The 11,727-nt window shown below is 56.2% G+C and carries 12 protein-coding genes; 9 read left to right on the top strand and 3 right to left on the bottom strand.

All coding sequences use genetic code 11. The features are described from left to right. Positions 1–105: 105 nt before the first annotated feature. From NG42_RS12235 to NG42_RS12215, 5 genes are all read left to right on the top strand, one after another. A complete protein-coding gene (locus NG42_RS12235) occupies positions 106–1,344 on the top strand; it encodes a pyridoxal-phosphate-dependent aminotransferase family protein (RefSeq protein WP_052899715.1) in 1,239 nt (412 codons plus the stop codon). Then, a complete protein-coding gene (gene hpxK / locus NG42_RS12230) occupies positions 1,344–2,651 on the top strand; it encodes an allantoate amidohydrolase (protein ID WP_053115756.1) in 1,308 nt (435 codons plus the stop codon). Before NG42_RS12235 ends, hpxK begins: the two co-directional genes overlap by 1 nt. Next, positions 2,648–3,142 (top strand): 2-oxo-4-hydroxy-4-carboxy-5-ureidoimidazoline decarboxylase, encoded by a 495-nt coding sequence (uraD, locus tag NG42_RS12225; RefSeq protein ID WP_052899713.1) that lies wholly within the window; start codon positions 2,648–2,650, stop codon positions 3,140–3,142. Before hpxK ends, uraD begins: the two co-directional genes overlap by 4 nt. After that, on the top strand, positions 3,139–3,474 hold the full coding sequence (gene uraH, locus NG42_RS12220) for a hydroxyisourate hydrolase (RefSeq protein ID WP_052899711.1): 336 nt from the start codon (positions 3,139–3,141) through the stop codon (positions 3,472–3,474). The genes uraD and uraH overlap by 4 nt, the downstream gene beginning before the upstream one ends. A 78-nt stretch (positions 3,475–3,552) precedes the next feature. Further along, a complete protein-coding gene (locus tag NG42_RS12215; RefSeq protein WP_052899709.1) occupies positions 3,553–4,878 on the top strand; it encodes a nucleobase:cation symporter-2 family protein in 1,326 nt (441 codons plus the stop codon). A 527-nt stretch (positions 4,879–5,405) separates the two neighbouring features. Here NG42_RS12215 and NG42_RS12210 read toward each other — a convergent pair. Continuing rightward, positions 5,406–6,173 carry an amidohydrolase gene (locus NG42_RS12210; protein WP_052899707.1) on the bottom strand — a complete coding sequence of 256 codons (768 nt, stop codon included), beginning with the start codon at positions 6,171–6,173 and terminating at the stop codon, positions 5,406–5,408. Next, a complete protein-coding gene (locus tag NG42_RS12205) occupies positions 6,161–7,321 on the bottom strand; it encodes a pyridoxal phosphate-dependent aminotransferase (protein ID WP_052899705.1) in 1,161 nt (386 codons plus the stop codon). The genes NG42_RS12210 and NG42_RS12205 overlap by 13 nt, the downstream gene beginning before the upstream one ends. Positions 7,322–7,463: 142 nt before the next feature. Between NG42_RS12205 and NG42_RS12200 the strand changes: the two genes are divergently transcribed. The 3 genes from NG42_RS12200 to NG42_RS12190 are packed head-to-tail and all read left to right on the top strand — an operon-like array spanning position 7,464 to position 9,303. Beyond that, the gene (locus tag NG42_RS12200) at positions 7,464–8,078 is read left to right on the top strand and encodes a methylthioribulose 1-phosphate dehydratase (protein ID WP_052899703.1); all 615 of its coding nucleotides are present in this window, start codon (positions 7,464–7,466) and stop codon (positions 8,076–8,078) included. Next, a complete protein-coding gene (mtnC, locus tag NG42_RS12195) occupies positions 8,075–8,764 on the top strand; it encodes an acireductone synthase (protein WP_052899701.1) in 690 nt (229 codons plus the stop codon). The genes NG42_RS12200 and mtnC overlap by 4 nt, the downstream gene beginning before the upstream one ends. Continuing rightward, positions 8,761–9,303 (top strand): 1,2-dihydroxy-3-keto-5-methylthiopentene dioxygenase, encoded by a 543-nt coding sequence (locus NG42_RS12190; protein WP_052899699.1) that lies wholly within the window; start codon positions 8,761–8,763, stop codon positions 9,301–9,303. The genes mtnC and NG42_RS12190 overlap by 4 nt, the downstream gene beginning before the upstream one ends. 34 nt (positions 9,304–9,337) lie before the next feature. On the opposite strand, the gene mtnA is transcribed toward NG42_RS12190, so the two are convergent. After that, positions 9,338–10,363, bottom strand: a complete 1,026-nt coding sequence (gene mtnA / locus NG42_RS12185; protein WP_052899697.1) for an S-methyl-5-thioribose-1-phosphate isomerase — start codon at positions 10,361–10,363, stop codon at positions 9,338–9,340. Positions 10,364–10,485: 122 nt separating this feature from the next. On the opposite strand from mtnA, the gene mtnK reads away from it, so the two are divergent. After that, complete coding sequence (gene mtnK, locus NG42_RS12180; RefSeq protein WP_052899695.1) at positions 10,486–11,685, top strand: S-methyl-5-thioribose kinase; 1,200 nt, start codon at positions 10,486–10,488, stop codon at positions 11,683–11,685. Positions 11,686–11,727 lie beyond the last annotated feature (42 nt).

Genomic DNA, 11,727 nt, shown 5'->3' with positions numbered 1-11,727 from the left:
GCCGCAAGGTGTTCGCTGACCCACAAACAGCCGAATTAAAACAGTTTATCTCCTCGGTGCGCGGTCTGAGCTAACGCATCAGGAACATTCAATAAGGAACCTAATATGGACATCACTCACTGCCCACAAATCAATCCGCCACAGCGTCTGCTGATGGGGCCTGGCCCGATTAACGCCGATCCCCGCGTGCTGCGGGCGATGTCGAGCCAGTTGATTGGCCAGTACGACCCGGCAATGACGCACTATATGAATGAGGTGATGGCGCTGTATCGCGCGGTATTCCGCACCGAAAACCAGTGGACCCTGCTGATTGATGGCACGTCGCGCGCGGGTATTGAAGCGATCCTGCTGTCGGCGATCCGTCCTGGCGACAAAGTGCTGGTACCGGTATTTGGCCGTTTTGGTCATCTGTTATGTGAAATTGCCCGCCGCTGCCGCGCAGAAGTACACACCATCGAGGTCCCCTGGGGGGAAGTGTTTACCCCGGATCAGATTGAAGATGCGATTAAGCGCGTCCGTCCGCGCCTGCTGCTGACGGTGCAGGGCGATACCTCAACCACCATGCTACAGCCGCTGGAAAATCTCGGTGAGATTTGCCGCAAATATGGCGTGCTGTTCTATACCGATGCCACCGCCTCATTCGGCGGTAATCCGCTGGAAACCGATGCCTGGGGGCTGGATGCGGTATCGGCCGGTATGCAGAAGTGTCTCGGCGGCCCGTCCGGCACCTCGCCGATCACCCTTAGCCCGCAGATGGAAGCGGTGATCCGCAAACGTAAATGTGTTGAGGAGGGGATCCGCACCGCCGACCATCAGAATGGCGACGATGAGATGATCTGGTCCAACTATTTTGATCTCGGCATGATCATGGATTACTGGGGGCCGGAACGCCTGAATCACCACACCGAAGCGACGACTGCGCTGTTTGGTGCGCGCGAGTGCGCGCGTCTGATCCTCGAAGAAGGGCTGGATAACGGCATTGCCCGCCATAAATTGCACGGTGACGCGATGCTGGCCGGTATTCAGGGGATGGGGCTGGAAACCTTTGGCGATCTGTCGCACAAGATGAATAACGTGCTGGGCGTGGTGATCCCGCAAGGGGTGAATGGCGATCTGGCGCGTAAGCTGATGCTGGAAGATTTCGGCATTGAAATCGGCACCTCGTTTGGCCCGCTGGTCGGCAAGGTATGGCGTATCGGCACCATGGGCTATAACGCGCGTAAAGATTGCGTGTTGCAAACGCTGGCGGCGCTGGAAGCGGTGCTGAATCACCTCGGCTTTAAAACCACGCAGGGCGCGGCCATGCAGGCGGCATGGGATCGCTACAGCAACGGGAGCCGCTGATGAGTGACTGCCTGATGAGTGCAAGCGATGCCGGGCTGGCGGCCAGCCGGGTGATGGCGCGCTGCGATGCGCTGGCTGAAATCAGCGAGACCGCCGGTAAACTGACGCGCGTCTATCTGTCGCCGGAACATATGCGTGCCAACGCGCGGGTGGGCGAGTGGATGAAGGCGGCAGGCATGCAGGTCTGGCAGGACAGCGTCGGCAATATTTGCGGTCGTTACGAAGCGGCACAGCCTGGCGCACCTGCGTTGCTGCTGGGTTCGCATCTCGATACGGTGCGTAACGCTGGCCGCTATGACGGCATGCTTGGCGTGCTGACCGCCATCGAAACCGTACAGTATCTGCATCACCATCAGCTGCGTTTACCGCTGGCCATTGAGATTGTCGGGTTTGGTGATGAAGAGGGGACGCGTTTTGGCATTACCCTGCTGGGCAGCCGTGGCCTCACCGGCAGCTGGCCGCAAAGCTGGGTGTCGCATCCGGACGGTAACAGTATTACCGTGGCCGAAGCGATGGCCGATGTCGGGCTGGATGCCGCGACTATTTCGCAAGCGGCACGTGAAGTCAGCTCCATCGTCGCCTATCTGGAGCTGCATATTGAGCAGGGGCCGTGCCTGGAGCAGGCCGATCTGGCGCTCGGTGTGGTGACCGCGATTAACGGTGCGCGTCGGCTCAATTGCCGTTTTACCGGCGAAGCCGGTCATGCCGGTACCGTGCCGATGAATCACCGTAAAGATGCGCTGGCCGCTGCTGCCGAGTGGATGCTGTATATCGAAGCCAGCACGCCGGAGCATCATCCCCAGCTGGTCGCGACCGTTGGCACTCTGCAATGTTCGCCAGGCGCGGTGAATGTGATTCCCGGCGAGGTCGATCTGACGCTGGATGTGCGCGGGCCGGAAGACCAGCCGCTCGCCGGGTTGCTCTCTGCGTTGCTGACCCAGGCCGAAGCCATTGCGCTGCGTCGTGGCCTGACATTTCATGCTGAAGAGTACTACCGCATTGGCGCGACCCGCTGCGATGCACAGTTGCAGTCGGCGCTGACGCAGGCGGTAACCCAGGTGCAGGGCCGCAGCTTATCGCTGCCAAGCGGTGCCGGGCACGACGCGATTGCTATCGCCGAACGCTGGCCGGTCGGCATGCTGTTTGTACGTTGCGATCGCGGAATCAGTCATCATCCGGCAGAGTCGGTGACCAGCCGTGATGTCGCCAAAGCGATCCAGGCTTATCTGCAAGTGGTGCACGATGTGGCCTGTAAAGGCGACGTTCTCGCCGCTCATGCCGATGATTTGCACAAGGACGAACAATGAACCTCAACCACTTCAACCAACTCAGTGCCGCCGACGCCGAGGCGACCCTCGCTCACTGCGTGGCAATCCCTGACTGGCGTACAGCGCTGGTGGTGGCACGTCCTTATTCTTCTCTGGATGCGTTACTGGATTATGCCGATACGCTTGCCAGCCGCTGGGACAGCGCCGATCTGACTCAGGCGCTCTCAGCCCATCCGCGCATCGGCGAGCGTGCGGATGGCGAAGGCAAAGAGGCGACGCTGTCACGCAACGAGCAGTCAGCCGTCGATAATGATAATTCACAGCTGAAACAGGCGTTGCGCAGCGGCAACGCCGCGTATGAACAGCGCTTTGGCCAGGTGTTTCTGATTCGCGCCAAAGGGCGTAGCGGTGAACAGATGCTGGCGGAACTGCATCGCCGGCTGGCGAATGATCCCCAACAGGAGCAGCAGGAAGCCTTAATCCAGCTGCGAGAAATCACCCAGCTACGGCTTCGGGAGAGTTTTCAATGAGTACGATTACGACGCACGTTCTTGATACCGCGCTCGGCCAACCGGCCAGCGGCGTGGCGATTACGCTGGAGCAGCAGCATGCAGATCGCTGGCAACCGGTGGCGCAAGGCCAGACCGACAGTGACGGACGCATTAAAGATCTCACTCCGGAGCCACTGGCTACAGGTCACTACCGGCTGACGGCGGCAATTGGTGACTATTTTGCCGCCGGCGGGCGCGATGCGCTGTATATCACTGCGCAAATTGATTTCATTATTCCGGCTGGCGGCAGCCACTATCACCTGCCGTTTCTGATTTCGCCGTGGTCGTGGTCCACCTATCGCGGTTCGTAACGCCGACAATTCATCCCAGGGGCGGCGAGAGCGTCGCCCGCGCTAATCATCGCTACAGTTAAGCTGAGGTCATCCACCATGAGTCTCACTCGCGTCAGGCCAGAAGATACGCGTTACCCGGCAGGGAAAACCTTTGCCTGGGGACTGCAACATGTATTGACCATGTACGGTGGCATTATTGCACCACCACTGATTATTGGCTCGGCCGCTGGCCTGCCAGCCAGCGATATTGGCATGCTGGTGACCGCTGCGCTGTTTGTCAGTGGCTTTGCTACGATGTTGCAGGCGTTAGGTCTCCCCGGCTTTGGCTCGCGATTGCCGCTGGTGCAGGGCGTCTCTTTTGCCGGTGTGGCAACCATGGTCACGATTGTCAGTGCGGGCGGTGGGCTACCGGTGGTATTTGGCGCGATAATCGCGTCTTCGCTGATTGGGCTGCTGATTGCGCCGTTCTTCGCGCATATTATCCGGTTTTTTCCGCCGGTGGTGACCGGTACGGTGATCACCATTATTGGCCTGTCGTTAATGCCGGTGGCAGCACGCTGGGCGATGGGGGGCAATGCAAAAGCCGCCGACTGGGGGGCACCGTCAAATATTGGACTGGCGGCACTGACACTGGCGGTGATCCTGTTGCTGAATAAGCTCGGCAACGGTGGATTAAAACGGCTGGCGATATTGCTGGCGATGCTGGTGGGAACGCTGTTTGCGGTAGTTAGCGGCAAAACCGATTTCTCAGCGGTGATGCAGGGCGAATTTCTGGCGCTGCCGGGTGTGATGAGTTTTGGCCTGCCGGTATTTGATCTCGCCGCCATCCTGTCGATGCTGTTAATTGTGCTGGTGCTGTTAACCGAAACCACTGCCGGACTGATTGCCGTCAGTGAAATCGTTGAAACGGATATCGACGGCAAACGCATTGCCAGCGGGCTACGCGCCGATATGCTGACCAGCGCGCTGGCACCGCTGTTTAACTCTTTTCCGCAGAGTGCCTTTGCGCAGAATATCGGGCTGGTGGCGATGACCGGTATTAAAAGCCGTTTTGTGGTGGCGGCGGGCGGAATGATTTTAGTTATTCTCGGCTTGCTGCCGGTGCTGGGTCGGGTGGTGGCCTGTATTCCAATGCCAGTGCTCGGTGGGGCTGGCGTGGTGCTGTTTGGTACCGTGGCGGCCAGTGGTATTCGCACCCTGGCGAAAGTTGATTATAAGGACAATATGAATCTGGTGATTGTCGCGACGTCGATTGCCTTCGGTATGATCCCGATTGTGATGCCGGCTTTTTATGACCAATTCCCTGGCTGGGTACGCACACTGTTCCACTCCGGGATTAGCGCTGCTTGCCTGGTTTCTGTCAGCCTGAATATTCTGTTTAATTGCCTGAAGCGCGGCGAAGCCATCCGGGTGCGTTCTTAATTTACCCTTACCGGTGCGAATTTCCGCAATTTTCACCGGTAATTACTCGTCGTTGTTATATTAATGGCTAAATAAATTCCAATCAATTTTGCCACTGTGTGGCATTAATCGCTTTATTTCCTCCGATTCCTGTCCATTATTACTGACCTTTTCTGTCACTCTAAGGCTTTTCTGATTGAAATTTAAGGTGGATATTTTAGTTGGCGTTGCTTGCCTGTTCAGCTAACAGCTAAGGTTGGAAGGTTTGCAGTGGGGCGATTTATTGACATAATTGCCCGGTAGCAATAAATATACAGGCCAAAACCAGCGGAAGAAATAATGGAAAGCACGCGGCAATATAATATGGTAATAAACTATAAGCCTTGTTTTAGTGTGATTCATTATTATTTTCGGAAAATAGGCATCAGATGTCCTCACCCCTTTGGGCAACCGTTGTGCTATTTATTACCGTATAACCGGGGCAGATGCAGTAAGCAGGTCAATAATAACTAATGTGCAGGGAGCATGCTCCCTGCCAAATAATTTATTTATAAACGAAAGGCATCGGCATCGCGCCACGCTGGAAATTTTTCGCGGTATTCGCGTAAATTTTCCAGCGACAGCTCCGCGTCCAGTCGCGCAGGCTGATACGGCTCGGCCACGGCGAGCACTTCACCTTGTGGGCTGATAATACAGCTATCGCCGCTGTACTGATGATGATTACCGTCACTTCCCACCCGGTTACAGCCCGCTACATACGCCTGATTCTCAATGGCGCGCGCCAGCAGCAGCGACTGCCAGTGCAGCGCACGGGGGGCTGGCCAGTTGGCGACATATAACGCCAGGTCATAATCGTTCTGATTACGAGAGAACACCGGAAAACGCAGGTCGTAACAGATTTGTGGCAGAATGCGCCAGCCGCGCCATTCAACGATCTCGCGGCGTTCGCCGGCCAGATAGTGATCGTGTTCATCCGCCATACGGAACAGATGACGTTTATCATAGCTGTGCAGGGTGCCGTTCGGCTCCACCAGCAGGAAACGATTAACGGCCCCTTTCATGGTCTGAATGGCCGCGCTGCCGCCAATCATTGCGTTGGTCGCTTTAGCATGCGCCTGTAGCCATTCAAGCACCCGCGCCTGCGGCAGTGATTGTTGCGCGGCCTCCATGGCGAAACCGGTGGTGAACATCTCCGGCAGAATAATCAGATCGCGCTGTTTGATCCCGGCCAGCAGGGTATCGAAGTGGCGCAGATTCGCTTCGCCATCCATCCAGACCAGTGGCTGCTGTAGCAGCGTCAGTTTTAAAGTTGACACAGTCGCTCCGCAGCTGCGTCCAGCGTGGCTTCCTGTTTGGCGAAGCACAGGCGGATCAGTTTATGTGGGAAAGCATCGGCGCAGAATACCGACAGCGGGATCGCCGCCACGCCCACTTCTTTGGTCAGCCACTGGCAGAAACTGACGTCATCAAGATCGGAAATGGCGCTGTAATCGGCCAGTAAGAAGTAAGTACCTTCGCATGGCAGAATCTCCAGACGGCTGTTAGCCAGCGCCTGTATAAAGCGATCACGACGCGCACGGTAGAACTCAGGCAGCTCGCGATAGTGCTCCGGCTCGGCACGTAGCATATCGGCAATGGCCAGCTGAGCCGGGGTATTGACCGCAAAGGTCAGATACTGATGCACTTTGCGGATTTCCGCGCTGATTGCCGCGGGTGCGATGCAGTAACCCACTTTCCAGCCGGTCATATGAAAGGTTTTACCGAACGAGGAGACGGCAACCGCGCGCTGACGCAACTGCGGATGAGCCAGCACACTGGCATGACCCTCGGCGGCAAAGCAGATGTGCTCGTACACTTCATCGCTCAGCACGTAGATTTCCTGCTCAGCGATCGCTTCCCACAATGCGGCAAAATCATTTTTCAGCCAGACGCTGGCGGAAGGGTTATGCGGCGTGTTGAGGATCACCAGCCGGGTACGTTCCGACAGCAGCGAGGCAAACTGTTGCCAGTCAACCTTGAATCCGGGGGGTTGCAGCGCGATACGTTTCATCACGCCACCGGCCAGTGTGACCGCAGGCGCATAGCTGTCGTAACTTGGGTCGAAGCAGATCACTTCATCGCCGGACCTCACCAGCGCGGTAATGGCGGCATACAGTGCTTCAGTCGCCCCGGCGGTGACGGTGATATCGCCATTGGCATCGGGTTTGTGACCGTAAAGCTCCGCAGTTTTATCGGCAATCGCTTCGCGCAACGGCTGTACACCGGTCATTGGTGCATACTGGTTAGCGCCCTGGCTGACGTGGTGAGCCAGTCGCTCCTGCAAATAGCGTGGGCCGTCGAAATCAGGAAAACCCTGCGACAGGTTAATCGCCTGATACTGCTGCGCCAGCGCGCTCATTTGCGAGAAAATAGTGGTGCCGAGTGACGGAAGTTTGCTTTCGGGAATCAAGGGTGTCTGACTCATAAATGATTGACCTTTCGAACGGATGTCTTTGAGGTGTATTGCTGCCAATATAACACGGTGATAAGATTTGGCAATCAAGACGCTTAGACGTCTAAACATTAAAAAATGTACTACCGCAACTCCCTGACAAATAAGGAAAGGTATGACGGTTTTAGCGCAATTGGACCAACTGGTTGAAGCTTGTCACTGGATTGGTGCCAAAGGTTGGGCACCAGCAACCGGTGGCAATATGTCTGTTCGCCAGGATGAAAACACCTGTTTACTCAGTGAGTCAGGCAAGGATAAAGGCAGCCTGACAAGTGATGATTTTATCCAGGTGGAGATCGCCACTAACCAGGTGCCATCCGGGCGTAAGCCGTCGGCGGAAACCGGCCTGCATACCTTGATCTATCGCCTGTTCCCTGACGCGGGCGCGGTGTTGCATACGCATACCGTTAACTCTACCGTGCTGTCACGGGTAGAGAAGGACGCGGCGCTGGTACTACAGGGTTATGAAATGCAGAAAACGCTTGCCGGGCAGCAGTCGCATCTCGACAGCGTGTCGATTGCGCTGTTCGATAACGATCAGGATATTGACGGCCTGGCAAAACGTATTGAGCAGTTTGCTCAGCATACCCCGCTGCGCTACGGCTTCTTGCTGCGCGGCCACGGTCTGACCTGCTGGGGAAAAGACGTTAACGAGGCGAAGCGCCACCTTGAAGGACTGGAGTTTCTGTTCTTATGTGAGATGCAACGCCGTCTGCTGGAGGCCAAATGATTCGCGCGATTGTCACTGACATTGAAGGCACCACCAGCGATATTCGCTTTGTCCATAACGTCCTGTTTCCTTATGCCCGTCAGCATCTGCAACGTTATCTTGCAGAGAACCAGCATCAGCCCGCAGTCAGCCGCACGCTGGACGATCTACGACAGGAGATCGCTCAGCCCGAGGCCAACATTGATCAGCTGACGGAAACGCTGTTTACCTTTATGGATGAAGATCGTAAATCTACCGCACTGAAAGCCCTGCAAGGCATGATCTGGCGTGATGGCTACCTGAATGGCGATTTTAGTGGCCATCTTTATCCGGACGTGTTGCCGTCATTTAAGCAGTGGCAATCACAGGGCGTTTCGCTGTACGTTTATTCATCCGGTTCGGTTGCTGCGCAGAAATTGTTATTTGGCTACAGCGACGAAGGTGATATTACTGCGTTATTCAGCGGCTATTTCGATACGCATGTCGGCGCCAAGCGCGAAGTTGACTCCTATCGTAATATCGCCAGCCAGATCGATCTTCCTGCCAGTGAACTGCTGTTCTTATCCGATATCCATCAGGAACTGGATGCCGCACAGCAGGCAGGCTGGCACACCGTGCAATTAATTCGCGGCGAGGCAGATGCAGAAAGCATCCATCGTCAGGTAAACCGTTTTGATCAGATTAACCTGGAGCTGTTTTCCTTATGAGTGCACTGACTATATTTACCGATACCGAAGCCACGCAGCCGGTGTGGCACAGCACTGATGCCGAAGAAATTCGTCAGCAGCTGAACGCCAAAGAGGTACGCTTTGAGCGCTGGGAAGCCGATCGCGATCTGGGCGACAATCCGGATGCCGAAACGGTGATCAACGCTTATCAGCATGCGATCGATCGTCTGGTGGCGGAGAAAGGTTATCAGAGCTGGGATGTGATCAGCATGCGTGCCGATAACCCGCAGAAAGAGGTGCTGCGCAGCAAGTTTCTCTCCGAGCATACCCACGGCGAAGATGAAGTGCGTTTTTTTGTTGAGGGTGCCGGGCTGTTCTGCCTGCATCTCGACGGTAAGATCTACCAGATCCTGTGTGAGAAGAACGATCTGATCTCAGTGCCGGCCGGAACGCCACACTGGTTTGATATGGGCTCTTCACCGCACTTTACCGCGATTCGTATTTTCGATAATGCCGAAGGCTGGATCGCCAATTTCACCGGCGACGATATTGCCGACGCTTATCCGCGCCTGCCTTAATTTTGGGGCGGCGTTGTCGCCGCCCATGCTGCGTTTAAACGCGTGGCTGGAAAATCCCGCCAGCAACCTGCGCAGGGGTGACCACGCCGGTATCCAGCACCCAGCCGCTGATCAACGCAGCCGGGGTGACATCAAATGCCGGGTTATAGACGCGGGCATTGTCGGGTGCCCACTGTACATCACCAAAACGCCCGGCGACCCCGGTGACTTCACGCGCATCACGCTGCTCAATCGGAATCGCTGCGCCATTCGGACAATGGCGGTCGAGCGTAGTATGCGGTGCCGCGACATAAAACGGGATGCCGTGATAGTGCGCCAGCACTGCAAGGCTGTAAGTACCAATCTTATTCGCCACATCGCCGTTAGCGGCAATGCGGTCAGCTCCGACCCAAATTGCATCAACCTGCTGTTGCGCCATCAGGCTGGCGGCCATCGAATCACAAATCAGCTGGTAAGGCACACCCAGCTCACCTAGCTCCCAGGCGGTGAGACGGCCACCTTGCAACAGCGGACGGGTTTCATCGACCCAGATGTTCGCCACTTTACCCTGCTGATGGGCCAGCGCGATGACGCCTAACGCCGTGCCGACCCCGGCGGTAGCCAGACCGCCGGTATTGCAGTGGGTCAGCAGGCGGCTGCCGGGTTTAATCAGCGCGTTACCGGCTTCGGCAATACTGTTGCACAGCGCTTTATCCTCTTCCACCAGGCGTAGTGCTTCGAAAGTAAGGGCAGTAACGAAATTCTCCTGCGCCAGCGCCAGTTTCATGCGATCGAGGTTATTCATCAGATTCACCGCCGTCGGCCGCGAGGCACGCAACACCTCCAGCGCGTCAGCCAGCCGGGCTTGCGGCATCCCGTTTTCAGCCAGCAGTGCCAGCAGCAGGCTGGCAGACAGGCCGATTAACGGTGCGCCACGCACGCGCAGCGCCTTGATATGGCCGACCAGCGTGGCCACGTCGGGCGTCGGGCACCAGATTTTTTGTTGTGGCAGCGCCTGCTGATCAAGGATCCAAAGTTGATTATCACGGACTTGTAAGCTGGTAGTGCTGAGTGTCTGCATGTGGTTGAAATCCCTGTTGCGTTAGTGCGGTATATTGTGCCAACATGCAAAGCGGAAGTATAGACGTCTGAACGGCTTGTTCTGATTATAAAAGTATAAAAAGTTTCGAGAGGAAGAAGGCAATGTCGCAATACCGTACGTTCACTGCCACCGATGCTGTGGAATATGCCCGACAATTTGGCGGTCTGAGCGATCCCGCTTCGCTGGTGGACGCACAGGAAATTGGCGATGGTAACCTCAACCTGGTATTTAAGATTTTCGATAACGCCGGACAGAGCCGGATTATCGTTAAGCAGGCGCTGCCTTATGTGCGCTGCGTGGGGGAGTCCTGGCCGCTGACGCTGGACCGTGCGCGGCTGGAAGCGGAAACGCTGCAGGTGCACGGCAGTTTCTGCCCGCAGCACACCGTCAAAATTCTCCATTACGACACCGACTTAGCGGTGATGGTGATGGAAGATCTCTCGGACCACGCTATCTGGCGCGGCGAGCTGGTTAAAGGCAGCTACTTCTCACAGGCTTCCCGCCAGCTGGGTGAATATCTGGCACAGACGCTGTTCCATACCTCTGACTTTTTCCAGCATCCGCATGCGAAAAAAGCGGATGTGATCCGTTTTACCAATCCCGAGCTGTGCGAAATGACCGAGGATCTGTTCTTTAACGATCCTTACCAGGTGCATGAACGTAATGCGTATCCGCCGGAGCTGGAAGAGTTCGTTGCCACGCTGCGGGATGATGCCGAGCTGAAAATTGCCGTCGCCGGGCTGAAACACCGTTTTCTGTCGCAGGCGGAAGCGCTGCTGCACGGGGATATCCACAGCGGTTCGATTTTTGTAACGCAAGACAGCCTGAAAGCGATTGATGCCGAGTTTGGGTTCTATGGCCCAATTGGGTTTGACGTCGGTACTGCATTAGGCAATCTGCTGATTAACTACTGCGCATTGCCGGGTCTGCTGGCTGCACGTGAAGCCGCCGATGGCCGCGAGCAGCGCTTAACCGATGTACGTGAAGTGTGGCAAGCGTTTGCCGGACGTTTCCTGGCACTGGCGGCAGAGAAAACCCGCGACCAGGCGCTGGCGTATCCGGGATATGGCGAGGCGTTTTTACAGAAGGTATTGCAGGACACGATTGGTTTCTGTGGAACCGAGCTGATTCGTCGCACCGTCGGCATTTCTCAGGTCGCGGATATCAAAAAAATTGACCATCAGCCGATGCGTGAAGAGTGTTTACGTCATGCCATCAGCTTAGGTAAAACGCTGATCCTGGCGGCACCGCATGTGCAGGATATTGATGCGTTGATTGCGCGTATTCGTCAGAACGGTTAATCGCGATGCAAATCATTATGGGCGGCGACAACGCCGCCCAAA

It is taken from the genome of Winslowiella iniecta (genome assembly GCF_001267535.1).
GTDB classification, from domain to species: domain Bacteria; phylum Pseudomonadota; class Gammaproteobacteria; order Enterobacterales; family Enterobacteriaceae; genus Erwinia; species Erwinia iniecta.
This window is presented reverse-complemented; position numbering and strand designations above follow the sequence as displayed.

Coding starts and splice junctions, on each gene's coding strand:
- mtnK (WP_052899695.1), top strand. CDS start 10,486: ATGTCGCAATACCGTACGTTCACTGCCACCGATGCTGTGGAATATGCC.
- NG42_RS12190 (WP_052899699.1), top strand. CDS start 8,761: ATGAGTGCACTGACTATATTTACCGATACCGAAGCCACGCAGCCGGTG.
- uraH (WP_052899711.1), top strand. CDS start 3,139: ATGAGTACGATTACGACGCACGTTCTTGATACCGCGCTCGGCCAACCG.
- NG42_RS12200 (WP_052899703.1), top strand. CDS start 7,464: ATGACGGTTTTAGCGCAATTGGACCAACTGGTTGAAGCTTGTCACTGG.
- mtnA (WP_052899697.1), bottom strand. CDS start 10,363: ATGCAGACACTCAGCACTACCAGCTTACAAGTCCGTGATAATCAACTT.
- NG42_RS12205 (WP_052899705.1), bottom strand. CDS start 7,321: ATGAGTCAGACACCCTTGATTCCCGAAAGCAAACTTCCGTCACTCGGC.
- NG42_RS12215 (WP_052899709.1), top strand. CDS start 3,553: ATGAGTCTCACTCGCGTCAGGCCAGAAGATACGCGTTACCCGGCAGGG.
- uraD (WP_052899713.1), top strand. CDS start 2,648: ATGAACCTCAACCACTTCAACCAACTCAGTGCCGCCGACGCCGAGGCG.
- NG42_RS12235 (WP_052899715.1), top strand. CDS start 106: ATGGACATCACTCACTGCCCACAAATCAATCCGCCACAGCGTCTGCTG.
- hpxK (WP_053115756.1), top strand. CDS start 1,344: ATGAGTGACTGCCTGATGAGTGCAAGCGATGCCGGGCTGGCGGCCAGC.
- mtnC (WP_052899701.1), top strand. CDS start 8,075: ATGATTCGCGCGATTGTCACTGACATTGAAGGCACCACCAGCGATATT.